We start from the raw sequence: 24,332 nt of genomic DNA, 5'->3' as shown, positions 1-24,332 counted from the left end.
GAGGCGCTGACTCAGGCGTGCGTGCTCGAACAGACAACCAGCAACGTGACGTACGACACAACCGTTTCCGCGACAGACACGCGGATTTGTGTCAGGGGGTGTTCAGCGCGGGCGCTTCAGGCCACGTGGGCGGCGACGGCGTCGTCGACCGTCCCGAAGATGCCGAACACCTTGGTGAGTCCGGTGATCTCGAAGATCTTGAGGAGGCGCGCGCGGGTGCACACGACGTCGAGACTGCCGTCGTAGGCCCGCACCCGCTTGAGACCGCCGACCAGGACTCCGAGCCCGGTGGAGTCCAGGAAGTCGACCTTCTCCACGTCGACGATGACGTGGTGGTGCCCGCTCTCGATGAGGTCGGCGAGTGCCTCGCGGAGGCGTGGCGCGGTGTACACGTCGATCTCGCCGGCGACCTCGACGACGCGGAAGCCGTCGAGCACACGCGTCTCGAGTGTGAGGTCCACCGCGGCGGCTCCTGCTCTACGACAGCGGTACAGGGCCCCATTGAATCACGCGGACGAGGCTCGTCGGTGGATCGTGCCAGGCTGCCCGTGGTGCGGTTTGTCGGGGTTGGGAGACTCGTAAGGTGGCCGATCCGATCGAGACGTTGCTGCGGCTGCCGGGGGCCTCCGACGGCCGGCTCGTGCACCTCGCTCGCGAGGAGGCCCGGACCGCCGTGCACGCCCCGTGGCCCGGCTGGGTCGACGACGACCTGCGGGCGCGGATGCGCGCGGCAGGCATCGACACCTTGTGGGCCCACCAGGTCGAGGCGGCCGACCTCGCGTACGCCGGTCGTCACGTGGTGGTGGCGACGGGGACGGCCTCGGGCAAGTCGGCGGCCTACCAGCTGCCTGCGCTCACCGCTCTCGCCGCGGGACGCGCGGCCGACACCCGGCGCGGCCGCGGGCCGACGGTGCTCTACCTCGCACCCACCAAAGCACTCGCACACGACCAACTGCAGGGCCTGGACGCGCTGACCGCCGGCTGGGAGCCGGTCCGTGCGGCCGCGGTCGACGGCGACAACACCCGCGAGGAGCGCCAGTGGGCGCGCGAGCACGCCAACTACATCGTGACGAACCCCGACCTCCTCCACAGGACCGTGCTCCCCTCTCACAGTCGCTGGGCACGGTTCCTGTCGGGACTGCGCTACGTCGTCGTGGACGAGTGCCACCACTACCGTGGCGTCTTCGGGTCGCACGTCTCGCACGTCCTGCGCCGCCTTCGCCGGGTCGCTGCGCACTACGGGGCGGACCCGACGTTCGTGCTCGCCTCGGCGACGGTCGCCGACCCGGCCGTCTCCGCGGCACGCCTGACTGGGCTCGACGTCCGCGCGGTCACCGACGACGCGGCCCCGAAGGGCGAGGTCGCGCTCGCCCTCTGGGAGCCGCCGCTGGTCGACGCCGGCGCGGGGGAGAACGGTGCCCCCGTCCGCCGGCCGGCGTCGGTCGAAGCCGCCGGGCTGCTCACGGATCTCGTCTCCTCGGGCGTTCGGACGTTGACGTTCGTCCGGTCCCGTCGTGGGGCCGAGACGGTCGCGATGTCGGCGCGCCGGATGCTGGCCGAGCTCGACACGTCCCTGCCCGACCGGGTGACGACGTATCGCGGCGGCTACCTGCCGGAGGAGCGCCGCGCCATCGAGCGCGACCTGAGGACCGGGGCGCTGCTCGGCCTGGCGAGCACGAACGCGCTCGAGCTCGGCATCGACGTCGCAGGGTTGGACGCGGTCGTCTCCACCGGCTTCCCCGGGACGCGGGCCGCACTCCGCCAGCAGTTCGGACGGGCCGGGCGTGACGGGTCTCGTGCCGTCGGGATCTTCGTCGCCCGTGACGACCCTCTCGACACCTACCTCGTCCACCATCCGGAGGCCCTTCTCGGCGCGCCGGTCGAAGGCACGGTCTTCGACCCCTCGAACCCCCACGTGATCGGACCCCACCTCGCAGCGGCTGCCCAAGAGCTCCCGCTCACCGAAGACGACTTCGTGCTGTTCGGTGACGGCGCCTCCGAGGGAGTCGCGGCACTGACGGCAGCAGGCTGGTTGCGCCGACGACCCCAGGGATGGTTCTGGACGAAGCGTGAGCGCGCCGCCGACCTCGTCGACATCCGGTCGGTGGGGGGACCAGCCGTGCAGATCGTCGACGACGACACCGGGCGTCTGCTGGGGACCGTCGACGGCGGGCGCGCCGACGCGACCGTGCACACCGGTGCCGTCTACGTGCACCGTGGCGACACGTACGTGGTCGAGCACTACGACACGGTCGACGGCGTGGCGCTCGTACGTCCCGACCGCCCTGACTACACGACCACCGCCCGCTCGGTGACCGACATCGCCATCGTCGAGCAGCGGGAGGCCGTGCCGTGGGGGCGTGCCACCGTCGCCTTCGGCGAGGTCGACGTCACGAGCCGTGTCGTCTCGTACGTGAAGCGCCGCTCGGGCAGCGCCCAGGTCCTCGGGGAGGTCCCGCTCGACCTCCCCGAGCACACCCTCCGTACGACCGCGGTGTGGTGGACATTGCCTGGCCGGATCGTGGAGTCGCTGGACCTCGACCCCGCAGAGGTGCCCGGAGCCGCTCACGCCGCCGAGCACGCCTCGATCGGGCTCCTCCCCCTCCTCGCGACCTGCGACCGCTGGGACATCGGCGGGGTGTCGACCGCGCAACATCCCGATACCGGGATGCTGACCGTCTTCGTGCACGACGGCCTGCCCGGCGGGGCGGGATTCGCGCGGCGCGGCTACGACGTCGCTCGCCGCTGGCTGTCGATGACCCGCGACGCGATCGTCGCCTGCGGGTGCGAGGCGGGGTGCCCCTCCTGCGTGCAGTCGCCGAAGTGCGGCAACGGCAACAACCCCCTGTCGAAGCGTGGCGCCGTGGTCCTGCTCGACGCACTCCTGGCGGACGCCCCGGAGCCCGCCGCGCACCCGGTGGAAGAGGCCGGATCTCGTTAGGGTGATCCCACCATCACGAGGGGGACGTGGATGATCGCTCTGGGTGTGCTGCTGCTGGCCCTCGCCGTGCTCGTGGGTGTCGTCGTGTCGCTCGAGGCGACCGAGTCGGTGTCGATCGACTTCCTCGGCTGGAACCTCGTGACGGACGGGGTGGGCGCGTTCTGGATCGGCGCGGGGAGCATGCTCGTCGCCGTCGTCGCTCTCGCTCTCATCGCCCGGGGGACGCGCCGGGGCTACCAGGTGCGCAAGGAGAACCGGCAGCTGCGCAAGGAGCACCGCCGGATGGAGAAGCAGCGCGCTCAGGACGTGCCACCGGCCGCGCCTGCCGAGCCGCCCGCGAACGAAGACCCTCACCGTCCACCACCGCCGGCGGGGACGTAGTCTCGCGGCGCCGCCCTCGCCGTGCGGTGGACGGTGATCTTGGTGCCCCACACGCGCACGCTCCGTTCGACGACGACGGTCGCGACGGAGGCGACGAGCTCGCAGGAGCGCAGCTCGGCCTCGTTCGCTCGCGCGAGTCGCTCTGCCTGCGCACACCCGTCGCCACCGGCCTCCACCGACGCGCTCGCCGCGAGCGCGACCAGGTCTGCGGCAGCGGTCACCTGGTGCTGGACCCGTGCCAACGCGGCGACCTGGAGCGCGACGACGAAGGCGGTCGACAGGACCACCACCGCCACGACGCCGTAGACCGCACCGGCTCCCCGCTCGGACCTCGCGAAGGGTCGCCGCGCGCTCACGATGACGCCACCGCCTCGTTCGCGCTGACCGCCGTGGCGTCCAGATCGACGGCGAGCCGCCTGACCAACGGCAGGTCGACGCGGGCCCGGAGGCGCACCGTGACGCGGGTCGTCCCGTCGTCCTGGCCGTCGGCCACCTCCACCGTCGCCTCGTCCGGGACCATCGTCTCGACAGCCTCGACGACCTCGGACGGCGCGTCGCCGCGCGCGCTCATCCGGGCGCCCTCACGTGCCGCGTCCACCAGTCGCACGTGCGCCACGCCGACGCTCACCACCCACACGAGCGCGAGCGCCACGGCGACGAGCAGGGGCAGCACCATCGCCGTCTCTGCCGTCACCATCCCTCGCTCTCGTACCGGACCTGCACCCACCACGCCTCCTCTCCCGTGCCTCTCCCGTACGACCCGGCCCGGCGGTCCCCCCGACCGCCGGGCCCGGCAGCCCGCTCACATGAACGGGAGCAGCTCGATCCCCTTCTCGAAGACGCCCTTGATGAAGTTGTTGAACCAGTCCGACGTCGCGATCGTGTAGATCGCCCCGCCGACGGTGCAGGCGCCGACCGTCCCGACGGCGTACTCGGACGTCGTCATCCCCTGCTCGTGGGCTCGTGCCCGCAGCTGCTTCAGGTGTCGCATGTCGCTCTCTCCTCGATCGGTGTCATCGCGCCCGCGGATCGGACGCACTCTCAAGGTGGGTCCGTCTGCGGAGGTCGGTGACGCCCTGACGCTCGGCTGGGGACACGGCCCGCCTGTGGAAGGGCTGGTCGGCGTCACGAGTCGCACGATCAGAGCTCGAGGGAGACGAACGTCGCGACCACGGTGGGGACGACACCGATCAGCAGGAACGCGGGCAGAAAGCACGCACCCAGCGGCGCTGCCGTCCGGACACCGACCGCCCGTGCGCGCTCCAGCGCCGCAGAACGCTGGGCAGCGCGGACGTCCTCCGCAGCCCGTTCGAGCACCCGTCGGACGGCGGTCCCGCTGCGTGACGCGCGGGCGAAAGCCCGCGCGAGGGGCGCGAGGACGGTGTCGTCGTGAAGCTCGTGCCAGACCTCGGTCGGGTCGGCGCCGAGGCTCAGGCGCGCGACCACCGCGTGCAGGCGAGCACCGAGCGGCCCACCGACGGCGTCCGCGACCACCTCGAGGACCTGCGTGGTCGGGCGTCCGGCGGCCATGCCCGCCACCACGAGGTCGAGCACGAGGGGAAGGTCACGGATCTCCTCCTCACGCCGGCGCCGGTGCGCGCCTGGCTCGAGGCGTCCTACCCACCACAGGACGCCCCCTCCGACGGGGATCCCCAGCAGCAGACCGGTCAGGCCACCCACCACCTGCCAGACGGTGACGGTCGCGAGCAACCCGGCGAACCACGGAGAGGTCACCCACTCCGGACGAGGAGGTCTCTGCGGTCGTGCGCCCGGCGCTCCCGCGACCTCCCGGAGGCGCGCTCGACCAGGCACGTCCGTGACGAGCGCGACGGCCAGGAGCGCCAAAAGTGCGGCAAGCAGACTCACCGCGCCGCCGACTCCGTAAGGCGCTCCACCCACAGCACGCCCGCGACAGCGAGCCCCGCTCCCACCGCCAGGCACCACGATCCCAGCCCTCCGCCGAGCAGGAAGCCGAGCGGGTCGCCTCCGAGCGCGACCCCGAGTCCCAGTCCGAGAAGGGGAAGCACCGCGAGGAGCCGCGCCGTGGCGCGGGGCGATCCGAGTGCCGCGTCCACCTCTCGGAGCAGGTCGTCTCGGGCGCGCAAGGACTCGGCGACGCGGTCGAGGACCACCACCTGGCTCGCGCCGCTGCGCGTGCTCACGCTCCAGGCCGCAGCAAGGTCGCGGAGCCCCTCGGCACCGGGGTGCGTCGCGGCGGCGTTCAGGGCGGTGACGACGTCGCCACCGAGCCGTGCGTGCGAGGCGACGGGAGCCAGGACCGCGTACTCGACGGCGACCCTCTCGATCGCGAGCGACGCCGCCGTGCCCGTGGTCAGCTCCGACGCGAGCGCCTCGCAGGCACCCGCGACCTCGCTGTGCCGTCGTCGGGCCTGTGCGCGGCGTCGTGCCCGGCCGCGCAGGCGCACCACGACGCCGACCACACCGGCCGCGACGAGCATCGCGACGAGCGAGACCCCCGACCACGCCAGGGTGACGATCACCATCGCGGCGAGCGAGCCCGTCAAGGCCGTGCGGGTCTGGGCCCTGCCCCCGGGCGTCCCCGCCGGACCGGTCACTGGCGCCACCACGCGCGCCGCCTGCGGTGGACCGACCGCCAGCCACGCCGAGAGCGCGGCCAGCGCCAGGGCCACCCCCTCGAGTCCCTCGGCCCTCATGTCGGGTCCCCGCCAGCAGCGCGCTGCAGCACCGTGTCGAGCCGATCCGCGCCCGGCCCGCGTACGACCCGCCCCTGCGAGCTCACCGCCAGAGCGGTCTCGCACCCCACGATCCCGTCCCCGCCATCACCGACCATCGCGACCTCCGCGACGCGCCGACGCCCCGACGGGTCGCGCGCCACGTGGACCACGACGTCGAGTGCGGCGCCGAGCTGGCTGTGCACGGCGGCCCGAGGCATGCCCGCCGCCATCGCGAGCGCCTCGATCCTGGCGGGCACGTCACGCGGGCTGTTGGCGTGGAGCGTGCCGCATCCGCCCTCGTGCCCGGTGTTGAGCGCACCGAGGAGGTCGACGACCTCGGGCCCGCGCACCTCACCGACCACGAGACGGTCAGGGCGCATACGAAGCGCCTGCCGGACCAGGTCGCGCAGGACCACGGCGCCGGCTCCCTCCACGTTGGCCGGCCGCGCCTCGAGCGCCACCAGGTGCGGATGGGCGGGACGCAGCTCGCTCGCGTCCTCCACGACCACGACCCGCTCGTCGCCGGGGACCTCGCCGAGCATCGCCGCGAGAAGCGTCGTCTTGCCCGTGCCGGTGCCTCCGGTGACGAGGAACGCGACCCGCGACCGTACGACGGCGGTGAGCACGCCGCGCACCTCCGCGCCGAACGCGCCACGCTCGGCGAGCTCGTCGAGCGAGTACGCGCGGCGCGCGGGGACTCGCAGCGACAACGCGGTGCCGGGTCGGGCGAGCGGCGAGAGCACGGCGTGCAGCCTGGTGCCGTCGGGGAGTCGCACGTCGACGAAAGGCGATGCGTCGTCGAGCCGCCGGCCGGCGGCCGCGGCGAGCCGCTGGGCGAGCCTGCGGACCGCGTCGTCGTCGGCGAACACCACGTCGGTGCGTTCGAGCCCCGCCCCGCGGTCCACGTACACCTCGGCGGGCCCGTTGACCAGGACGTCGGTCACGCCCTCGGTGCGCAGCAGACGCTCCAGCGGTCCCGCGCCCACCGTCTCCCGGTGCAGGGCGTCGACGACGGCGAGCACCGTGCGGTCGCCGTGGACGTGACCGCCGGCGCGCAGAGCAGCCGCGACCCGGTCGGCGGTGGGACGCTCGCCCGCGGTCGCGAGCCGCCCGCGGATCTCCTCGACAAGTCGAAGGTCGGGCAGCGCCTCGGGGACGCGCTGCCTCATCGGAGCTCCAGCCCGAGGGCGTCGAGCACCTCACGAGCCGTCCGCCCCACGGCGGTGCGCCGCGCCAGCGGGCCGAGGCCCTCCTCGACCGAGCGCCTGAACCTCACGTCGTCGTCCACGGTCGCGACGAGCGGCAGCGCCAAGGTCTCGGCGATCAGGTCGGGCGGAAGCCCTCGCCGTCGCCGGCGTACGACGAGCCCGGCGCCGCCGGCCCACCCGGCGAGGCCCTCGGCGACGCCGCACGCCGCGCCTACCGCGTGGACGTCGTCGGGCACGACCAGCAGGACGGAGGCGGCTCGCGCGAGGATCTCCTCGGCCGCGGCGTCGAGATGGCGCGGGAGATCGGCGACGACGAGGTCGTGGCCGCGCCGCCCCGCTGACAGCACCGCGCGAACGGTCTCGGCGGGAGCCGGCACCGCCGCACCGCGGTCCCACGCGAGGACCGCCAGCCCCTCGACGCGCGGCAGCGAGCGGCTCAGCGCGGCGCCGCTCACCCTCCCGTGCGTGGACGCGAGGTCGCTCCAGCGAAGCCCGGGCACCGACTCCACGCCGAGCAGGACGTCGAGCCCGCCGCCCCAGGGATCGGCGTCGATGAGCAGCACGCGCGGATCGCCCCCACCGACGGCCGCGCGTCGACGGCCGGCCGTCAGCGCGAGCGCGGCGGCGAGCGAGGACGCCCCGGCGCCCCCGCAGCCACCCACGACCGCCAGGACCGGCGCGTCCGGTCCCTCGCCCTCGGCCCCGTCCGCGAGCGCGTCGCAGAGCGTGTCGTCGTCGCGTGGAAGGGCCAGCACGCGGTCGGCGCCGACCGCCAGCGCTGCTCCCCACACCTTCGGATCGGGTGACTCGTCGGCGACCACCACGACGTCGGACCGCCGCTCGAGCGCCGCGGCCGCCACCGCGTCGAGCAGCTCGTCACCGAGCACGACGAGCCCGGCGCGCGGCCAGAGCTGACGCGCCGCACCCACGTCGGTGCACACGTGCGGCTCGACACCTGCTGCCGCGCAGAGCCGGAGCACGGACTCGAGGCGTTCTTCGGAGGCGGTGACGAGCAGGGGTCGTGGTGAGCGTGGGCTTCCTGCGAAGGCAACCATGCGGAGAGCGTGTGTCCGGCGCGCCACGAGCACGCCGACCTTTCGCCCGCCTGGGGACAGCACACTCCTGTGGACCGACCACGAGCAATATGCGACGCCTTCGACGGTCTCGGCTGTCTATGCTTGAACGCGTGACCACGTCCGACGCGACGCCCGTCCCGCCCGCGAGCACGCGCTCCGCGGCATTCTTCGACCTCGACAAGACGATCATCGCCCGCTCCAGCACGCTGGCGTTCTCGCGGCAGTTCTACGACTCGGGGCTCATCACGCGCCGTTCGGTGCTGCGCAGCGCGTACGCGCAGTTCGTGTTCGCCCTGCAGGGTGCCGACGAGGCGCAGATGGAGAAGATGCGCGCGTACCTCACCCAGCTCGTGGAGGGCTGGAACGTCGAGACCGTCCGACAGGTCGTCGCCGAGACGTTGCACACCGTCGTCGACCCGCTCGTCTACGTCGAGGCCGTCGAGCTGATCGCCGCCCACCACGACGCGGGCCGCGACGTCGTCATCGTCTCCGCGTCAGGCTCGGAGGTCGTCGACCCGATCGGCGCGATGCTCGGAGCCGACCACGTGATCGCGACGCAGCTCGTCGAGGAGGACGGCCGCTACACCGGCGAGATCGCCCTCTACGCCTACGGCGAGAACAAGGCGACCGCGATCCGCGAGCTCGCCGAGGAGCAGGGGTACGACCTCACGGATTCGTACGCGTACTCCGACTCCGAGACCGACGTGCCGATGCTCGCCGAGGTCGGCCACCCGTACGTGGTCAACCCCGACAAGGCGTTGCGCCGTCTCGCGGCCGAGGAGGGCTGGCCGATCCTCGAGTTCGCCGAGCCGATGGCGCTCAAGAGCCGCGTGTCGTTCGAGTCGACCGGCAGCAAGGTCGCCGTCGCCGGGATCGCCGCCGCGGCGGTCTCCGCAGCCGCCGGCGTCGCGCTGCACCAGATCAAGCGGCGTCGCTCGGAGTAGTCGCCGATCGTCCGCAGCGTTGGTGCCTCAGAGGTCACCGGCGCGACTCGCGTGACGACTCACGCACCAACGCGTGCGTGCGGGGTTGGCGATCTCCCGCCAAGGGGTAGCCGTAACCGCCCTGAGCGGGTACAAAGGAGACAAGTAAGACGGCAGATCGAAGGCCCGGTACCCACGCGACGACCCTTCCCGTCCTACAGGGATACCACCCACGGGAGAACCCATCGAGGCCCCGGGTTGGTGCTACGGAGTACAGGACGCCTGGTAGCCGAGAAGACGGTCAGCCAAGGGCGCGCCATCTCGAGCAGGTGGCGCGCCTGCCCCTGCGGCGCGGGTCTCAGGACCGGCGCCGCGGACCCTTCGGAGGCTCGACCGGAGCCGCCTCGGCGCCGTCGGCGTAGGCCTGCGCGGCGTACAGGAGCCACTTGTGGACCCCGGACGTCCCCGCCGACTCGTACTCGCTCAGCAGCGTCGGGTACGCCGCGCCCGCAGCCCGGTGGCCGGCCTCCGGGACCGTGAGGCTCGCGGGATCGACCCCCTTCGCGACGATGACCAGCCGCTCGGTCGCCCGGGCCACGATCCCGTTGTCGGACGCGAACGCCTGCGCCGTCGCGATCTCGGCGTGCACGACCGCGGCGACCAGCAGCCCCGGCGCCTCGGTCGGGGCGACCACCGCCCGCGCGAGGGTCCCGAGCCGCTCGGCGCCCTCGGTCGAGACCGGACGGCCGAGCACGTCGTCGTCGACCCGCCCGCGCGCTACCAGGGCGTGGATGCGTGCGATCGCCTGGAGCGGCGCCTTGTGCCAGGTGGGGACCAGCGAGAGGAGCTCGGTGCTCATCCGCGCGACCGCGAGGGCCAGGGGGTCGGCCTCGCCACGGCGGAGGCCCTCCGGGTCGTACGGCACCCCCTCGATCGCCGCGCTCGCGGCCGCACCGAGCAGCAGCGAGTCGACCGTCATCTCGGGGGTGCTGCGGCGCAGCCCTCGGTCGCGCAGGAGCGAGTCGAGACCGTCGCGCGTCGCGGCGAACGCCGACGGGACGCCGTCGAGGGTCATCAAGGCGGAAAACGGGTCAGGCACGCCCTGCAGGATACGGGGCGGGGCGTAGCCCGTTGATAGCCTCGGGCCTGTGGACAGGTCCCCGGAGCGCGCACGGACCTTCGACGCGTGCGCCGACGAGTACGCGGCGTCGCGGCCGTCGTACCCCGACCGCGCAGTGCGCTGGCTGGTCGGCGAGACCCCCGTCCGCGTCCTCGAGCTCGGCGCTGGTCCCGGCCAGATGACGGCCGTGCTGACCTCGCTCGGGCACGATGTCGTGGCCCTCGACAGCTCCGCCCCGATGCTCAGCCGGCTCGCCACCCGCCTCGAGGTGCCCGTCGTACGCGCGCTGGCGGAGCGGCTGCCCTTCCCGGCGGGCTCCTTCGACGTCGTCGTCGCCGCGCAGTCGTACCACTGGTTCGACTCCGAGCGCACCCTCCCCGAGATCGCGCGCGTGCTGCGGACGGGTGGCCGCTTCGGTCTCGTCTGGAACACCCGCGACGAGTCCGTCCCCTGGGTCCGCCGGCTCACCGCGATCATCGACGCCGAGCCGGACGACCTCGCCGCGCTCACCGACACCCTCCCGATGTCCGGGCTGTTCGACCTGCCCGAGTCCGCCGACTTCGGGTTCTGGCAGCAGCTCGACCTCGACGCGCTGCTCGCGCTGGTCTCGTCGCGCTCCTCGATCGCCACCCGCGCCTTCCGCGAGCGCGAGCAGATCCTCGACCAGGTCCGGGCCCTGTACGAGAGCCACGCAAGCGGGCACAACGGTCTGCGGATGCGTTATGCCACCCGCTGCTACCGCGCTGTCGTGCACAAGGACGCCCTCAACCCCTCCTCGGTCCCCGGTGACGAGCTGCGCATCGGACTGCGCTGAGCGTCTGCTGAGAGCGAACGCGGCCCGAATGCGATGGCGCGAAGTTGGGTACCCCGCCTAGCGTGAAAGGGTGACCACGATGCTCGCACCCGTCCCACCCGCACCGGAGCCCGCGCCGCTGCTGCGGGAGGCATTGGGCGAAGCGCTCCGCAGCGAGCGCCGTGCACGCGGCAGAACGCTGCGTGACGTCGCGAAGGCGTCCCAGGTCTCGCTGGCCTACCTCTCCGAGATCGAGCGCGGCCAGAAGGAAGCCTCGTCGGAGATCATCGCGTCGGTCTGCTCCGCACTCGGCATCACGATGCTGGATCTGGTCGCGTCGGTCGCCCGTGGGTACGCGGTCCACGAAGGCCTCGCTCCCGTCCGCGAGGCCGGCACGCCTCCCTGCTCCGTCGCGATGGCGGCCTGAGCGCCGCACCCGGCATGGTCTCCGTCCCCGAGCCCGCCCCGGGGAGTGCCGTACGTCAGGTCACGACGAAGTACGGCGGCCACCCGCACTGGGAGTTCGACACGCTCGTCCACACGCGTGACGAGGTCGGCACCTGGTTGTTCATGCCCACGGGATCCCGCATGGTCCGGCCCGGCCGCGACATCGCGACCCTCGTCGACAGCATCACGCTCATCCCGCACACCGACCCGTACGTCGCGACGTTCCACGCGATCGAGGACGACCCGACCGGACGGCTCCACTGGCGTCTCTATGTCGACATGACGACCCCCGCCTGCTGGGAGACGCCCGCCCTCGTCACGATGCTCGACCTGGACCTCGACGTCGTCCAGGTCGCGGACGGCCGGGTGGAGGTCCTCGACGCCGACGAGCTGGCGGAGCACCGGCTGCTGTACGGCTACCCCGACGACCTCGTCGCGCTGGCCGAGCGCTCGGCGCGCGACGTCGCGGACGCGGTCTCGCACCGGCGCGAGCCGTTCGGCGATCTCGGGTGGGCGCGGCTGCGCGAGGCACAGGCGGCCTTCGCCCACTGACCGGGCTCGAGGGGGTCCGCACGTCGCTCCCGGTCAGTACGCTGGAACGGTGCGCTTCCTCAACGACCTGCAGCCGTCCCAGGACCTGACCTACAGCGACGTCTTCATGGTGCCGTCGCGTTCCGACGTCACCTCGCGCTTCGACGTCGACCTCACGACGCCGGACGGCGTCGGCACGACGATCCCGATCGTCGCGGCCAACATGACGGCGGTCTCCGGCCGCCGGATGGCGGAGACGCTCGCCCGTCGCGGCGGGCTCGCGGTGATCCCGCAGGACATCCCGCTCGACGTGGTCGCCCGGTCCGTGGCCCAGGTGAAGGCTGCGCACCCCGTGTACGACACCCCGGTCTCCGTCGCCCCGCACACGACCGTCGGGGAGGCGCTGAGCCTCCTCCCCAAGCGGGCCCACGGCGCGGTCCTCGTGGTCGAGGACGGCAAGCCCCTCGGCGTCGTGACCGAGCACGACGGCGCCGAGATCGACCGGTTCGCCCAGGTGCACGAGGTGATGAGCTCCGACGTGCTCGCGCTCGACGCCCACGACGACGCCCGGACGGTCTTCGACGCGCTCAGCGAGCGCCACCTCTCGTACGCGCCGGTGCTGCAGGACGGCGACCTCGTCGGCGTCGCCACCAAGAAGGGGGCGCTGCGCTCGACGCTCTACACGCCCGCGCTCGATCCCGACGGGCGCCTCGAGGTGGGTGCCGCGATCGGCATCAACGGCGACGTCCGCGGCAAGGCCGAGGCGCTGCTGGCAATGGGGATCGACGTCCTCGTCGTGGACACTGCGCACGGACACCAGGACAAGATGCTCCAGGCGCTCCCGCTGGTCGTGGCGGCGCGCGACGCGCACGAGGCGTCCACCGGTCGCCGCGTCCCGGTCGTCGCCGGCAACGTCGTCTCGGCCGACGGCACGCGCGACCTCGTCGCCGCCGGGGCGGACATCGTCAAGGTCGGCGTCGGCCCCGGGGCGATGTGCACGACGCGCATGATGACCGGCGTCGGTCGCCCGCAGTTCTCGGCGGTGCTGGAGTGCGCCACGGCAGCCGCCGACCTCGGCACGCACGTGTGGGCCGACGGTGGCGTCCGCTACCCGCGCGACGTCGCGCTGGCGCTGGCCGCCGGCGGCGCGAGCGTGATGATCGGCTCGTGGCTCGCCGGCACGTACGAGAGCCCGGGCGACCTCCGGACCGGCGCCGACGGCCGCCCGTACAAGGAGTCGTTCGGCATGGCCTCGGCCCGCGCCGTCTCGAACCGTACGCGCGACGCCGCCGGCTTCGAGCGCGCCCGCATGGGGCTGTTCGAGGAGGGCATCAGCACCTCGCGGATGTACCTCGACCCCGAGCGCCCGGGCGTCGAGGACCTGGTCGACCAGATCATCGCTGGCGTGCGCTCGGCGGCCACGTACGCCGGCGCGCGCAGCATCCCCGAGTTCGCCGAGCGCGCCGTCGTCGGCCTGCAGAGCACCGCAGGGTACGAGGAGGGCCGCCCGCTGCACGCCAGCTGGTGACGCCCGGCTCGCGCGCCTGCGTCAGTCGTCGCCGACCCCGCGGGCCGCGAGCGCGTCCCCGGTCTCCTGGGCGCGCGCGACCACGCGGATGACGAACGGCGACAGGTACGCCCGCGGGCGCCGCTCGAGCCCGCGGGCCCGTGCCGCGTCACGGGTCTCGGCCGCGATCGCGAACGTGCCCGGGATCGCCTGCATCGCGAGCGAGATCGTGAGCGCGACGCGGTCGGGGTCTACGCCGAGGCGGCGCAACGGCGTGATCCAGCGGACGAACGCGTCGAGCATCGCGTTGACCGGCGTCGTCGCCGTCAGGACGACCGCCATCAACGAGAGGGTCACGAGGTCGAGCAGGGTCTCGATCGCTCGGTCACGACCGTGGAACCACCACTGGAACGCGGCGATCACGACGGCCACCACCAGCACCGCCCGTGCGGCGCGCGCCAGCAGCCGCAACGGCACGCGCGCGACCGCCGCCACGACGAGCGCGACCGCGAGGTACGCCCAGGCGGCGGGCATGCTGCGCACCGCGACGACGGCGACGCTGAGGACGGCCAGCCCGGCGACCTTCACCCCCACCGGCAGGCGGTGGAGGGGCGAGTCGCCCGGCTGGTAGGTGCCGATGAGGTACGGCGAGCTCACGGGGCGACCACCGGCGTGTGCTCGACCGAGGCGACGTAGTCCGCCACCGCCTCGTGCGCCGCTCCGTCGAAGCGGATCCGCCCGTCCTCGACCACCAGGACGCGGTCGCACCCACGTACGAGGTCGAGGTCGTGGGTCACCAGCACGAGCTGCTGGTCCAGTCCGTGGAGCACCTCGCCGATGCGACGCGTGTTGGCGAGGTCGAGGAGCGTCGTCGGCTCGTCGGCGACCACGACCGCGGGCTCCGTCGCCAGGACGCCGGCGAGCGCGAGCAGCTGACGCTGCCCTCCCGACAGGGAGTGGACGCTCGTGTCCGCCAGGTCGCGCAGGCCGTACCGGTCGAGCACCTCGAGCGCCTGCGCACGGCGTTCGACCGCCCGCTCCACATGACGCCGCAGGGAGAGCTCCACGTCCTCGACGCAGGTCGGCATCACCACCTGCGCGGCGGGGTCGGTGAACACGAAGCCGACCCGGCGTCGTACGCGGGCGGCGTGCGCGGCCACGTCCACACCGTCGACCAGGACGCGGCCCGTCGTGGCCGTCACCAGCCCGTTCACCATCCGCGCGAGCGTGGACTTGCCCGATCCGTTGGCACCGATCACGCCGATGCGGCGCTCGGTCAGCTCGAGAGTCGTCGGCTCGAGGATCACCTTGTCCCCCGCAGGGGTGGGGACGGTGACTCCTGCGCCGTCGAACGTCAGCGTCGGCACGTCAGGGGTGCAGCAGCCGCGGGAAGGCGCGGTGCACCTCGGCCGCGATGATCGCGACGAGGGTCGTCTTGAGCAGGTCACCGATCCAGAAGGGCGCGTCCCAGGTCATCGCCGTCCACAGCGAGACGTCCTGATGCAGCATCATCCCGACGATGCCGAACGGGTGGATCACGAGGATGCTCGCGGAGATCGAGCACAGGAAGACCCACGCGGCACGCGTCTTGCGCTGCGGCCCCGCCACGTACTTCACGAGGAACCCGCCGAGCAGCGCCGCGAACGGGAAGCTGATCAGGTAGCCCGCGCTGATGCTCGCGAACGTCCCGATGCCAGACGAGTGCTCGGCGAAGACGGGCAGGCCGATCGCGCCGAGGACGAGGTAGAGCGTGACGGCGGTGAACCCCCGCCAGGGCCCGAGGAGACAGCCGGTGAGCATGACCGCGAACGTCTGCAGGGTGATCGGGACCCCGGCGGCACCGACCGGGATCGCAGGCAGGTAGGCGCACGCGGAGATCAGCGCCGCGAACGCCGCGATGAGCGCGAGATCGGTGGTCGAGAACGCACGCCTGGTCGCGGCGGGCGCCGTCGTGGCCGGCTCGGCCGGGGTGTCGAGGGTCATGAGCGTCTCCTGAACGGTGTTCACCTGAACGGCGTTCAGGCTAACCGATAGAGTGCCGCCATGGCGAACACCCTCCAGGACGTCGTGCACGGCGCACTCCGGGTGCTTGACACCCACGGCCTGGAGTTCCTGTCGATGAGACGGGTCGCCGCCGAGCTCGACGTGCAGCCGAGCGCCCTCTACCACCACGTCCCCAACAAGCAGACGCTGCTGGCCCTGATGGCCGACGAGATCCTCGCGCGCGGCCGCCGCCCGGACGCGACGGGACCGTGGGACGCGCAGGTGAGCGCGCTCTGCCACGAGACGCGCGACGCGATGCTGGCGGTACGTGACGGGGCGGAGGTCGTCGCGACGGCCTCCGCGTTCGGACTCGGCGCGCGGGAGCCCGAGCAGCGCCTCGTACGGATGCTCGACGTCTTCGCGGACGACGTCGCGGTGTCAGGCGCGCGGACGATCATGCTCTTCGTGTTCGGCCACGCCTCGGCGCGGCAGATGCACGAGCAGGCGAGCGCGACCGGGGCGATCGCCTACGACCCCTCGATCGGGTCGCCGGAGTCGTTCGACCTCGGGCTCGGCCTCGTGCTCTCGGGGTTGCGCGCGGCGCTCCCCGTACGGGTGTGACGACTCAGCGCATCATGTCGCTGAACGCCGACGTCTGCGCCGGCGTCGACTGCGGGCCGACCACGATCTGGCTCGCGAGGCGGAAGACCTCGATCAGCAATCGGTCGAGCGTGTCGACGAGCGCCGCCTCGTTCGGAGTCGAGCTCCGGAAGAGCTGTGTGTCGACGCTGCGGTGGGCCTCGACCCAGCCGATCGTCGACCACGCCTCTGCCACCGTCGTCGCCACGTCACCGCGGTAGTCGCTCGTGAGTCGCAGACGCGACCCGCTGCGATGGCTGAAGATGACGACGCGACGCATCGACGAAGGGCCCTTGGTCGTGGCCTCATGAATGATCTGCCAACCGGGATACGCGGTCACGATGCTCTCTTCTGTCTTGCTTGCGGTCGTCGAACGATGCAGTCCTGTGCCGCCCCCGTGCGCGTCATCCTAGCCCCTTCCGCGCCGCCACCACACCCACATCCCTCCCCGTGACGTCTCACACAGAAGAATGCCCGATTTGCCGTCATTTCAGGCCTGCTGTCTCGTGCCGATCAGGCCGTTCCCGTGAACCGCCTCACAGTCCCGCCCGTACGTCGCACCGGCCCCGCCGCCCGGCGCGCGGGGGCCACCGCCGGCCGATCCGAGGCTGCCCGGGCCCCGCGACCGCTGTGACGCGGGGCACAATGGGCGGCGGAACGTGCCGACGAGAGACCAGAGGAACCGCCGTGGGAGAGTCACTGTCCAACCTGCTGCAGGAGAACCGTCGTTTCGAGCCGCCGGCGTCGTTGGCCGAGCACGCGAACGCGACGGCAGCGACGTACGCCGAGGCCGACGCGGACCGCCTCGCCTTCTGGGCCGACGCCGCGCGACGGCTCGACTGGGCCGAGCCGTTCACCGAGGTGCTCGACTGGTCGAACCCGCCGTTCGCCAAGTGGTTCGCCGACGGCACGCTCAACGCCTCGTACAACTGCGTCGACCGCCACGTCGAGGCGGGGCGCGGCGACAAGGTCGCGTTCCACTGGGTGGGCGAGCCTGCCGACGACACCCGCACCCTCACGTACGCACAGCTGAAGGACGAGGTCTGCAGGGCCGCCAACGCGTTCGAAGAGCTGGGCGTGGAGGCCGGCGACCGCGTCGCCATCTACATGCCGATGATCCCCGAGGCCGTCGTCGCGATGCTGGCCTGCGCGCGGATCGGCGCCATCCACACCGTCGTGTTCGGCGGCTTCTCGGCCGACGCCCTGGCGAGTCGCGTCGTCGACTGCGGCGCGAAGCTGATCGTGACCGCGGACGGCGGCTACCGCCGCGGTGCGCCGTCGGCCCTCAAGCCCGCCGTCGACGAGGCCGTCGCCAAGGTGGAGGCTGAGCAGTCCGGACTCGTCGAGAACGTCCTTGTCGTCCGTCGTACGGGCCAGGACGTCGCCTGGAACTCCGACGTCGACGTCTGGTGGCACGAGGTCGTGGACGAGGCCTCGGAGGATCACACGGCCCAGGCGTTCCCGGCCGAGCACCCGCTGTACGTCATGTACACCTCGGGCACCACCGGCAAGCCCAAGGGCATCCTCCACACCACCGGCGGCTACCTCACGCAGGCCGCGTGGACGCACTGGGCCGTCTTCGACCTCAAGCCCGAGACGGACGTCTACTGGTGCACCGCCGACATCGGCTGGGTCACCGGGCACTCCTACATCGTGTACGGGCCGCTGGCCAACGGCGCGACGCAGGTCCTGTACGAAGGCACCCCCGACAGCCCGCACAAGGGCCGGTGGTGGGAGATCATCCAGGAGTACGGCGTCACGATCTTCTACACCGCACCGACCGCGATCCGTACGTTCATGAAGTGGGGAGCCGAGATCCCCGCGACGTTCGATCTCTCCTCGATCCGCGTGCTCGGCTCGGTGGGCGAGCCCATCAACCCCGAGGCGTACGTCTGGTACCGCGAGACCATCGGCGCGAGCACCGCTCCCGTCGTGGACACGTGGTGGCAGACCGAGACCGGGGCGATCATGATCTCGCCGCTCCCGGGCGTGACGGCGGCGAAGCCGGGGTCGGCGATGACACCGCTGCCCGGCATCAGCGCCGACGTCGTCAACGATGACGCCGAGTCGGTGCCGAACGGGTCGGGCGGCTACCTCGTCCTCACCGAGCCGTGGCCTTCGATGCTGCGGACCCTGTGGGGCGACGACCAGCGCTTCATCGACACGTACTGGTCGCGCTTCGAGGGCGTGTACTTCGCCGGTGACGGCGCCAAGAAGGACGACGACGGCGACATCTGGCTGCTCGGGCGCGTCGACGACGTGATGAACGTGTCGGGCCACCGCCTGTCGACCACCGAGATCGAGTCGGCTCTCGTGTCGCACGAGAAGGTCGCCGAGGCCGCGGTCGTCGGCGCCACGGACGCCACGACGGGCCAGTCGGTCGTCGCGTTCGTGATCCTGCGCGAGTCCGCGGGCGACGGCGGCGAGGAGATCGTCGCCGACCTGCGTGCGCACGTCGCGAAGGAGATCGGCGCGATCGCCAAGCCCAAGTCGATCATGGTCGTCGCCGAGCTCCCCAAGACCCGCTCCGGCAAGATCATGCGCCGCCTGCTGCGCGACGTCGCCGAGAACCGTCAGGTCGGTGACGTCACCACGCTGGCCGACTCCGGCGTGATGGACCAGATCAAGTCCGGGATGGCGTCCTCCAGCGAGGACTGAACCCGGGCCCGCGTCGTACGGGTCGAGGCCGCGCACCCTCGATCCGTACGACGACTCCGGGCCGGTCCCGCGGGGCACTCACGCGACGCGGTCCACATCCCCTAGGCTCGTTGCGACTGCACCCTGGCGCCGAGGAGTCGTGATGTCCCACCCCGCTGCACCCGGACCTGAAAGCGACAGCGAGCCGACCATCGGGAGACTCGTCTCCGACATCAGTCGTGACCTCTCGACGCTCGTGCGCGGCGAGATCGCTCTCGCGAAGTCCGAGCTGCGGGTCAGCGTGAAGTCCGGCGCGGTCGGGTCGGGCCTGCTCGTCGCGGTCGCGGTGCTCCTGCTCTTCGTGGTCACCATGCTGTCGATGGCGGGCGCGTTCTTCTTCGCGTGGGTGTTCGACCGCGAGGTGCCGATCGCCCTCACCTGGGGCTTCCTCGTGATGGCCGGTGTCTGGCTGCTGATCATCGTGCTCTTCGCGCTCGTGGGCGTGCGCTTCCTCAAGAAGGTGAAGGCGCCCGAGAAGACGATCGCGACCGTCCAGGAGATCCCGAGCGCCCTCAAGGGCAAGACCGACCCGCGGGTGACGATCGACCTGCCGGAGGCGGCGGCGACGCCGGCAGCACCGCAGGCGGGCAAGCACCTCAGGTCCTGACGCGGACCACCGCGCCGACGGCGACGGACACCACGCCCAGACCGCCGAGGACGAGCATCCAACGCCCGAACGAGGCGACGACGGCGTCCTGCAGCTGCTCCAGGAGCGCGCGTCCGAAGCCGGCGTTCTGCGCGACGTGGTCGACGACGAGCCCACCACCCGTGGAAACCGCCACCTGCAGCAGCACCGCAAGGATGACGAGGCCCGCGCCCAGCGCCATGAGTGCGACCCCACGTCGGCGAGCCGTCGCGACCGCACCGATCGCGAGCACGACGGCGCCCCCCAGCGCGACCCACGACCACTGCGCGGCGTCGCGGACCCGCTCGAGCTCCGTACGCTGCTGAGGCGTGCCGACGGCGACCACGAGATCACCGGGCGCCCGCAGGTCCGTCCCGAGGCGCTGGTTGGCCGCGTCGGCCACCAGCGTGACGAGCGGAGTCAGGTCGACACCGAGGCGCCCGTCGAGCTCGGCAGGCGGGATGTCGGTGATGTTGATCTTGTGCGACTCGCGGTTGACCTCGCTCCACGCGGTGTCGAAGCCAGGGAGCTCCGTCATCCCCTCGGCCACGCGACGGACCACAGGCTCGGCCAGCTGCCGCCCGACTCCTTCGACGCCGGCACCGCGCAGCACCCCTTCGGAGACGGTCGACGCCAGCTCACGGCGAAAGTCCGGGGCGTCTGCCAGGTCCTCCGCGAGGGCGACGTAGCCGGACTCGTCGATGACGTTGCGATCGACCCAGAGGCCGGGGACGGCGACCGCCGTGGCGACGAGGGCGAGCAACCCGAGCAGGAACGACACGAACGCGCGCATGAAGCGCAGCCTAGGGGGTCATGGTGGCCCCGGGGGTAGCCGTGGGACTACGGACTGCTGACCCGGTCGACGACCCACGCCGTGCCTTCGGTCTCACGGCTCATGGTCACGCGGTACTCGCCTGCGGTCGTCGGCACGGCGACCACCACGCGGGCGGGGGACCCGGCCATCACGCGTGACTCGCCCTCGACCTCAGCGGGCTTCAACGAGGAGGGGTCGACGAAGGACAGGACCGAGAGCGCGACCGGCGAGAGCTGGGGACGCAGCTCCGCGACCCACTGGTTGAGCGGCAGGTCGGGGCGTGCCCAGAGCAGGACGACACGCTCGGCGGTCTCCTTCGCGAGCGTGTCCGCCTCCTCGGAGCCCAGCGTCCCCGTCTCGGCCGCAGCAGCCGGCTTCGATCCCGCCCCTCCAGCGCCGTCCGGCGAGTCGTCTGCCCCGCAGGCGGGGAGCACCAGGATGGTCAGGATGGCGGCTGCAGCCAGCAGACGGCTTCTCACAAGACTCCTTCGGGTCGGTCGACGCCGGTCATTCTTCCCCCTGCGGGGTCTATTGCGAAATGCGGCGCGCGCCACGTCGTGTCGGCCGTAAAAGTCAGGCACAACCGCCGGTGTCGACCGGGCGCAGCGCCCGCACGCCGGCACGCGCGGCGTCGCCGACCTGCCCTGCCGTCAGCGCGTACCCGGTCGACGAGTCCGACAGCGAGGCCGCGAAGACGACACCGATCACTCTGCCCTGCTCCGAGATCACCGGACCGCCGGAGTTGCCCGAACGCACGAGCGCCCGCAGCGCGTACACCTCACGGACGACCTGCGTGGTCCCGTAGATGTCGGGGCTGCGCAGGCGCTGCTCGGAACGGATGCGCGCCGCCCGCGCGTCGAACGGACCGTTCTCCGGGAAGCCGAGGACGGCGGCCGACTGCCCTTGGGCGGCGTCGGGCTCGAACGCCAGTGCGCGCGCCGTCAGCCCCGGCACGCGCAGCACCGCGACGTCCATCGATGGGTCGTAGTAGACGACGGTCGCGTCGTACGTCTCGCCACGGATCGTCACCGACGGCTGCGCGACACCGGCGACCACGTGGGCGTTGGTCATCACGCGCTCTGCCGCGTACACGAACCCCGAGCCTTCGAGGCCCCGGTTGCAGACGGCCTGACCCGTGATGCGGGCGACGCTGCGCCGGGCCGACTGGACCTCCGGACGCTGGAGGACCGCAGGGTCCGGCGCTGCCGCCGGCTCGATCGTCTCGGGAGCGAACGGCTCGAGGTAGCGCGGGAACAACGTGGCGTCGACGACCGTGTCGAACGAGTGCAGCGCGCTGCGGACCCCTTGCGGCACTGCCGCGTCGACCGTCGCGAGGACCTTCGAGCCCCGTACGGCCGTCGACGCGCCCGGGATCTGCGAGCCCGACACCGCGTAGCCGAGCGCCCAGCACACGACCAGCGACGCCAGCGCGCTGAGCGCCACACCACCGACCGCGTCGACCGAGCGCGCGGGCGCACGGGTCACGCGCTCGCGCAGCCGGCCACCGACGTACGAACCGGTCGCCTGGCCCGCCGAGGCGAGCACCAGCACGATGACGACCGCCAAGAGGGAACGGCTGGTGCCGTGGGCGAGGTTGCTGAGCAGCAGCGGCGCCACCACCATCCCGACGACACCACCGATCAGGAGGCCTGCCATCGCGAAGGCGCCCGCGACGAAGCCACGGAGATAGCCGAGCACGGCGTACGCGACGACGATGACGACGATGACGAGGTCGATGGGGTTCATCCGCGGTGCTCGTGTCCGGAGGACCGCGACGCGTCCGTCTCGATCTCCTCGACCAGCGGGTCGCGAGCGGCGCCCGGGTACGGGACGACGCGCGTGCGGTCCCACGGTCGCTCCCAGCCCACCGCGCTGAAGAGCCGTGCCACGATGCCCGCCGTGAAGCCCCACAGCGTGAGCCCCTCGTGGACCGTGAAGCCCGGGCCGCGCCAGCCGGACGGGTGCGACACCATGAACCGGTTGGCGGGGTCGGTCAGCTCGGAGACCGGGCTGCGGAAGACGCTCGCGACCTCGACGGGGTCGACCACGCGCACCGGGCTGGGCTCACGCCACCACCCGAGCACAGGCGTCACCGCGAAGTTGCTCGGCGGCAGCCACAGCCGGGGCAGCGTCGCGAAGACGTCGACGCCCTCGGGGACGACCCCGACCTCCTCCTCGGCCTCGCGCAGCGCGGTCGCGACCGGGCCGTCGTCGCCGGGGTCGGTGGCGCCGCCGGGGAAGGCGATCTGGCCTGCGTGGGAGCGCAACGAGTGCGCCCGCTCGGTCAGGAGCAGGTCGGGCCCGGCGTCGCTCTCACCGAAGAGGACGAGGACGGCCGCAGGTCGCGCGTCGTCCGGCGCCTCGGCCATCGAAGGGGACAGGAACCGCGGGCTGTCGATGCGGCGACCCGCCTCGGCGAGCGGCTGCAGCCACTCGGGCAGCGCCTCGTCGCCCACCAGGTCGGACCGTGCCGCACTCACAGCGTCACCCCGAGGTGCTCCTCGACGAGCGAGCGGAGCTGGTCGTACGAGGTGACCGGCGCGCGGTGGGTCGCCACCACGGTGCCGTCCGCGGCGACGAACACCGTCTGCGGAAGGCCGACGACGCCGAGTGCCTTGCCGACGGTCTGGTCCGGGTCGGCGAGGAGCGGGAACGTGACGCCGGCGTCCTTCGCGAGGCGCAGCGCCGCCGCAGGATCGGGATCCTTGTAGTCGATCCCGAGCACGGCGACCTCGTCACCGGCCTCGTCGTGCAAACGGGCGAGGTGCGGCAGCTCCTCGCGGCACGGGCCGCACCAGCTCGCCCACATGTTGACCACCGTCGGCTTGGCCGGCAGGCCGGGGAGGCTCACCGGGGCGCCGCCACCGAGGCAGTCCAGGTAGAGACCGGGCAGGCCCCCCTCGACGGCTCCCCGCCGGCTGGTGCGCGGACAGTCCTCGATGCCGGCTGCGGCCTTCAGGTCCTGGAGCTCGGCCGTCGCGACGTCGGTGCTGCCCGCGGCCGGCGGCGACGCCGCGCTGCCGCTCGGCCGAAGGTCGTCGTCGCCGCACCCGGAGAGCAGGAGGACCGCGCCGAGGAGCCCGGCTGCGACGCGCACGAAACGGCCTCCGCCTGCGCCCGGTCGCGGGCGCGTCATGCCCGCCCCTCCGTACGCAGCAGCTTGGCGGCAACCTCCGGATCGGTCGGGCCCTCACCGAACGACGGGCACCACTGTGCGATCGAGCAGGCCCCGCACGCAGGCTTGGTGGCGTGGCAGCAGCGGCGCCCGTGCCAGATCAGCCGCTGGCTCGCCATCGTCCAGTCGCGCTTGGGGAGGAGCTTGTCCAGGACCATCTCCGTACGGACCGGGTCCTTGACCGTCTGGGCGTCGACGTACTCCAGGCGGCGGCTCAGGCGCTGCACGTGGGTGTCGACGGGGAACCCGGGGATGCCGAAGCCGTTGCCGAGGACCACGTTGGCGGTCTTGCGGCCGACGCCGGGCAACGTCGTCAGGTCCTCCATGCGCGGCGGGACCTCGCCGTCGTACCGGTCGACCAGCGCCGTCGCCAACGCGATGATGCGCTCGGTCTTGGCCCGGAAGAAGCCGGTGGGCTTGAGGATCTCCTCCACCTCGGCCCGGTCGGCCTCGGCCATGGCACGGGCGTCGGGATAGCGGCTGAAGAGCAGCGGACGCACCGCGTTGACGCGGCGGTCGGTGGTCTGTGCCGACAGGACGGTGACGACCAGGAGCTGGAACGGGTCGTCGAAGTCGAGCTCGATGTCGGCATCGGGGTAAGTTTGAGCCAGCACACGGTCGATCTTGCGGGCACGACGCACCAGCGCTGTCGGAGGCGTGGGCACCTCGGGAAGCTTCGGCTTCGGGGCGCGCCGGGCAGGTGTGGTCTTGGGCACGAGCCCAGGGTACGGGGCCGAGGCGACAGGCATCCCTGCCACGACGCGCGGGGGCCGCCG

Annotated in this window: 29 protein-coding genes; 10 read left to right on the top strand and 19 right to left on the bottom strand. The window is 72.4% G+C overall.

Annotated elements, in window-relative coordinates; translation table 11 throughout:
• Positions 1-116 precede the first annotated feature (116 nt).
• Positions 117-461: an STAS domain-containing protein gene (locus NYZ95_RS00865; protein ID WP_262847765.1), complete on the bottom strand. Its 345-nt coding sequence runs from the start codon at positions 459-461 to the stop codon at positions 117-119.
• Between the two features lie 122 nt (positions 462-583).
• Here NYZ95_RS00865 and sftH point away from each other — a divergent pair, with 122 nt between their 5' ends.
• Positions 584-2,941: a DEAD/DEAH box helicase gene (gene sftH, locus NYZ95_RS00860; protein ID WP_262847763.1), complete on the top strand. Its 2,358-nt coding sequence runs from the start codon at positions 584-586 to the stop codon at positions 2,939-2,941.
• A gap of 30 nt (positions 2,942-2,971) precedes the next feature.
• Positions 2,972-3,322, top strand: coding sequence for a LapA family protein (locus tag NYZ95_RS00855; protein WP_262847761.1), 351 nt, complete (start codon positions 2,972-2,974; stop codon positions 3,320-3,322).
• On the opposite strand, the gene NYZ95_RS00850 is transcribed toward NYZ95_RS00855, so the two are convergent.
• The 7 genes from NYZ95_RS00850 to ssd form a co-directional block, all read right to left on the bottom strand.
• Positions 3,292-3,678, bottom strand: coding sequence for an Rv3654c family TadE-like protein (locus NYZ95_RS00850; protein ID WP_262847759.1), 387 nt, complete (start codon positions 3,676-3,678; stop codon positions 3,292-3,294). The genes NYZ95_RS00855 and NYZ95_RS00850 overlap by 31 nt on opposite strands.
• Positions 3,675-4,016 carry a TadE family type IV pilus minor pilin gene (locus tag NYZ95_RS00845; RefSeq protein WP_372500442.1) on the bottom strand — a complete coding sequence of 114 codons (342 nt, stop codon included), beginning with the start codon at positions 4,014-4,016 and terminating at the stop codon, positions 3,675-3,677. Before NYZ95_RS00845 ends, NYZ95_RS00850 begins: the two co-directional genes overlap by 4 nt.
• A gap of 108 nt (positions 4,017-4,124) precedes the next feature.
• A complete protein-coding gene (locus tag NYZ95_RS00840) occupies positions 4,125-4,313 on the bottom strand; it encodes a DUF4244 domain-containing protein (RefSeq protein WP_262847757.1) in 189 nt (62 codons plus the stop codon).
• A gap of 149 nt (positions 4,314-4,462) precedes the next feature.
• Positions 4,463-5,056 carry a type II secretion system F family protein gene (locus NYZ95_RS00835; RefSeq protein ID WP_262847756.1) on the bottom strand — a complete coding sequence of 198 codons (594 nt, stop codon included), beginning with the start codon at positions 5,054-5,056 and terminating at the stop codon, positions 4,463-4,465.
• Positions 5,057-5,184: 128 nt separating this feature from the next.
• The gene (locus tag NYZ95_RS00830) at positions 5,185-5,997 is read right to left on the bottom strand and encodes a type II secretion system F family protein (RefSeq protein WP_262847754.1); all 813 of its coding nucleotides are present in this window, start codon (positions 5,995-5,997) and stop codon (positions 5,185-5,187) included.
• The gene (locus NYZ95_RS00825) at positions 5,994-7,187 is read right to left on the bottom strand and encodes a TadA family conjugal transfer-associated ATPase (protein ID WP_262847752.1); all 1,194 of its coding nucleotides are present in this window, start codon (positions 7,185-7,187) and stop codon (positions 5,994-5,996) included. The genes NYZ95_RS00830 and NYZ95_RS00825 overlap by 4 nt, the downstream gene beginning before the upstream one ends.
• On the bottom strand, positions 7,184-8,281 hold the full coding sequence (gene ssd / locus NYZ95_RS00820) for a septum site-determining protein Ssd (RefSeq protein ID WP_262847750.1): 1,098 nt from the start codon (positions 8,279-8,281) through the stop codon (positions 7,184-7,186). Before ssd ends, NYZ95_RS00825 begins: the two co-directional genes overlap by 4 nt.
• A gap of 131 nt (positions 8,282-8,412) precedes the next feature.
• Here ssd and NYZ95_RS00815 point away from each other — a divergent pair, with 131 nt between their 5' ends.
• Positions 8,413-9,246, top strand: a complete 834-nt coding sequence (locus NYZ95_RS00815; RefSeq protein WP_262847749.1) for an HAD family hydrolase — start codon at positions 8,413-8,415, stop codon at positions 9,244-9,246.
• Positions 9,247-9,583: 337 nt separating this feature from the next.
• Here NYZ95_RS00815 and NYZ95_RS00810 read toward each other — a convergent pair whose 3' ends face one another.
• The gene (locus NYZ95_RS00810) at positions 9,584-10,324 is read right to left on the bottom strand and encodes a Fic family protein (protein WP_262847747.1); all 741 of its coding nucleotides are present in this window, start codon (positions 10,322-10,324) and stop codon (positions 9,584-9,586) included.
• A gap of 49 nt (positions 10,325-10,373) precedes the next feature.
• Here NYZ95_RS00810 and NYZ95_RS00805 point away from each other — a divergent pair, with 49 nt between their 5' ends.
• The 4 genes from NYZ95_RS00805 to NYZ95_RS00790 all read left to right on the top strand — a co-directional run bounded on the left by NYZ95_RS00805 (position 10,374) and on the right by NYZ95_RS00790 (position 13,644).
• Positions 10,374-11,159 carry a class I SAM-dependent methyltransferase gene (locus NYZ95_RS00805; RefSeq protein WP_262847746.1) on the top strand — a complete coding sequence of 262 codons (786 nt, stop codon included), beginning with the start codon at positions 10,374-10,376 and terminating at the stop codon, positions 11,157-11,159.
• A gap of 79 nt (positions 11,160-11,238) precedes the next feature.
• On the top strand, positions 11,239-11,565 hold the full coding sequence (locus NYZ95_RS00800) for a helix-turn-helix domain-containing protein (protein ID WP_262848667.1): 327 nt from the start codon (positions 11,239-11,241) through the stop codon (positions 11,563-11,565).
• A gap of 14 nt (positions 11,566-11,579) precedes the next feature.
• The gene (locus tag NYZ95_RS00795; RefSeq protein WP_262847745.1) at positions 11,580-12,137 is read left to right on the top strand and encodes a DUF402 domain-containing protein; all 558 of its coding nucleotides are present in this window, start codon (positions 11,580-11,582) and stop codon (positions 12,135-12,137) included.
• Positions 12,138-12,186: 49 nt separating this feature from the next.
• Entirely contained in the window at positions 12,187-13,644 is a 1,458-nt protein-coding gene (locus NYZ95_RS00790; protein ID WP_262847744.1) for a GuaB1 family IMP dehydrogenase-related protein, read from the top strand.
• A 21-nt stretch (positions 13,645-13,665) separates the two neighbouring features.
• Here NYZ95_RS00790 and NYZ95_RS00785 read toward each other — a convergent pair whose 3' ends face one another.
• Genes NYZ95_RS00785 through NYZ95_RS00775 form a run of 3 tightly spaced genes read right to left on the bottom strand, consistent with a single transcriptional unit; the run spans position 13,666 to position 15,606 of the window.
• Positions 13,666-14,280, bottom strand: a complete 615-nt coding sequence (locus tag NYZ95_RS00785; protein ID WP_262847742.1) for a CbiQ family ECF transporter T component — start codon at positions 14,278-14,280, stop codon at positions 13,666-13,668.
• Complete coding sequence (locus NYZ95_RS00780) at positions 14,277-14,990, bottom strand: energy-coupling factor ABC transporter ATP-binding protein (protein WP_262847741.1); 714 nt, start codon at positions 14,988-14,990, stop codon at positions 14,277-14,279. Before NYZ95_RS00780 ends, NYZ95_RS00785 begins: the two co-directional genes overlap by 4 nt.
• Before the next feature lies 1 nt (position 14,991).
• Positions 14,992-15,606: a biotin transporter BioY gene (locus tag NYZ95_RS00775; RefSeq protein WP_262847740.1), complete on the bottom strand. Its 615-nt coding sequence runs from the start codon at positions 15,604-15,606 to the stop codon at positions 14,992-14,994.
• Positions 15,607-15,666: 60 nt separating this feature from the next.
• On the opposite strand from NYZ95_RS00775, the gene NYZ95_RS00770 reads away from it, so the two are divergent.
• The gene (locus NYZ95_RS00770) at positions 15,667-16,227 is read left to right on the top strand and encodes a TetR/AcrR family transcriptional regulator C-terminal domain-containing protein (protein ID WP_262847739.1); all 561 of its coding nucleotides are present in this window, start codon (positions 15,667-15,669) and stop codon (positions 16,225-16,227) included.
• Positions 16,228-16,231: 4 nt separating this feature from the next.
• On the opposite strand, the gene NYZ95_RS00765 is transcribed toward NYZ95_RS00770, so the two are convergent.
• Positions 16,232-16,585 carry a hypothetical protein gene (locus tag NYZ95_RS00765; RefSeq protein WP_262847738.1) on the bottom strand — a complete coding sequence of 118 codons (354 nt, stop codon included), beginning with the start codon at positions 16,583-16,585 and terminating at the stop codon, positions 16,232-16,234.
• A 305-nt stretch (positions 16,586-16,890) separates the two neighbouring features.
• On the opposite strand from NYZ95_RS00765, the gene acs reads away from it, so the two are divergent.
• The gene (gene acs, locus NYZ95_RS00760) at positions 16,891-18,903 is read left to right on the top strand and encodes an acetate--CoA ligase (RefSeq protein WP_372500441.1); all 2,013 of its coding nucleotides are present in this window, start codon (positions 16,891-16,893) and stop codon (positions 18,901-18,903) included.
• A gap of 142 nt (positions 18,904-19,045) precedes the next feature.
• Positions 19,046-19,549: a phage holin family protein gene (locus NYZ95_RS00755; protein ID WP_262847735.1), complete on the top strand. Its 504-nt coding sequence runs from the start codon at positions 19,046-19,048 to the stop codon at positions 19,547-19,549.
• On the opposite strand, the gene NYZ95_RS00750 is transcribed toward NYZ95_RS00755, so the two are convergent.
• From NYZ95_RS00750 to nth, 6 genes are all read right to left on the bottom strand, one after another.
• Complete coding sequence (locus NYZ95_RS00750; protein WP_262847734.1) at positions 19,539-20,360, bottom strand: hypothetical protein; 822 nt, start codon at positions 20,358-20,360, stop codon at positions 19,539-19,541. The genes NYZ95_RS00755 and NYZ95_RS00750 overlap by 11 nt on opposite strands.
• A gap of 47 nt (positions 20,361-20,407) precedes the next feature.
• The gene (locus NYZ95_RS00745) at positions 20,408-20,860 is read right to left on the bottom strand and encodes an ABC transporter substrate-binding protein (RefSeq protein WP_262847733.1); all 453 of its coding nucleotides are present in this window, start codon (positions 20,858-20,860) and stop codon (positions 20,408-20,410) included.
• Between the two features lie 94 nt (positions 20,861-20,954).
• A complete protein-coding gene (locus NYZ95_RS00740) occupies positions 20,955-22,127 on the bottom strand; it encodes a MarP family serine protease (RefSeq protein WP_262847731.1) in 1,173 nt (390 codons plus the stop codon).
• Positions 22,124-22,861 carry an NUDIX hydrolase gene (locus NYZ95_RS00735; protein ID WP_262847729.1) on the bottom strand — a complete coding sequence of 246 codons (738 nt, stop codon included), beginning with the start codon at positions 22,859-22,861 and terminating at the stop codon, positions 22,124-22,126. Before NYZ95_RS00735 ends, NYZ95_RS00740 begins: the two co-directional genes overlap by 4 nt.
• The gene (locus NYZ95_RS00730) at positions 22,858-23,517 is read right to left on the bottom strand and encodes a TlpA family protein disulfide reductase (RefSeq protein ID WP_262847727.1); all 660 of its coding nucleotides are present in this window, start codon (positions 23,515-23,517) and stop codon (positions 22,858-22,860) included. The genes NYZ95_RS00735 and NYZ95_RS00730 overlap by 4 nt, the downstream gene beginning before the upstream one ends.
• Complete coding sequence (nth, locus tag NYZ95_RS00725) at positions 23,514-24,272, bottom strand: endonuclease III (RefSeq protein WP_262847725.1); 759 nt, start codon at positions 24,270-24,272, stop codon at positions 23,514-23,516. The genes NYZ95_RS00730 and nth overlap by 4 nt, the downstream gene beginning before the upstream one ends.
• Between the last annotated feature and the right edge of the window lie 60 nt (positions 24,273-24,332).

Origin of the sequence: Mumia quercus (genome assembly GCF_025506335.1) — a bacterium.
Taxonomy (GTDB): domain Bacteria; phylum Actinomycetota; class Actinomycetes; order Propionibacteriales; family Nocardioidaceae; genus Mumia; species Mumia quercus.
Note: the sequence above shows the minus strand (reverse complement) of the source record. Positions and strands in the feature narration are given on the sequence as shown.

Bases quoted from the DNA above. Each gene is read 5' to 3' on its own strand.
- NYZ95_RS00855 (WP_262847761.1), top strand. From the start codon at position 2,972: ATGATCGCTCTGGGTGTGCTGCTGCTGGCCCTCGCCGTGCTCGTGGGT.
- NYZ95_RS00840 (WP_262847757.1), bottom strand. From the start codon at position 4,313: ATGCGACACCTGAAGCAGCTGCGGGCACGAGCCCACGAGCAGGGGATG.
- NYZ95_RS00830 (WP_262847754.1), bottom strand. From the start codon at position 5,997: ATGAGGGCCGAGGGACTCGAGGGGGTGGCCCTGGCGCTGGCCGCGCTC.
- NYZ95_RS00825 (WP_262847752.1), bottom strand. From the start codon at position 7,187: ATGAGGCAGCGCGTCCCCGAGGCGCTGCCCGACCTTCGACTTGTCGAG.
- ssd (WP_262847750.1), bottom strand. From the start codon at position 8,281: ATGGTTGCCTTCGCAGGAAGCCCACGCTCACCACGACCCCTGCTCGTC.
- NYZ95_RS00800 (WP_262848667.1), top strand. From the start codon at position 11,239: ATGCTCGCACCCGTCCCACCCGCACCGGAGCCCGCGCCGCTGCTGCGG.
- NYZ95_RS00795 (WP_262847745.1), top strand. From the start codon at position 11,580: ATGGTCTCCGTCCCCGAGCCCGCCCCGGGGAGTGCCGTACGTCAGGTC.
- NYZ95_RS00775 (WP_262847740.1), bottom strand. From the start codon at position 15,606: ATGACCCTCGACACCCCGGCCGAGCCGGCCACGACGGCGCCCGCCGCG.
- NYZ95_RS00770 (WP_262847739.1), top strand. From the start codon at position 15,667: ATGGCGAACACCCTCCAGGACGTCGTGCACGGCGCACTCCGGGTGCTT.
- acs (WP_372500441.1), top strand. From the start codon at position 16,891: ATGGGCGGCGGAACGTGCCGACGAGAGACCAGAGGAACCGCCGTGGGA.
- NYZ95_RS00755 (WP_262847735.1), top strand. From the start codon at position 19,046: ATGTCCCACCCCGCTGCACCCGGACCTGAAAGCGACAGCGAGCCGACC.
- NYZ95_RS00750 (WP_262847734.1), bottom strand. From the start codon at position 20,360: ATGCGCGCGTTCGTGTCGTTCCTGCTCGGGTTGCTCGCCCTCGTCGCC.
- NYZ95_RS00740 (WP_262847731.1), bottom strand. From the start codon at position 22,127: ATGAACCCCATCGACCTCGTCATCGTCGTCATCGTCGTCGCGTACGCC.
- NYZ95_RS00730 (WP_262847727.1), bottom strand. From the start codon at position 23,517: ATGACGCGCCCGCGACCGGGCGCAGGCGGAGGCCGTTTCGTGCGCGTC.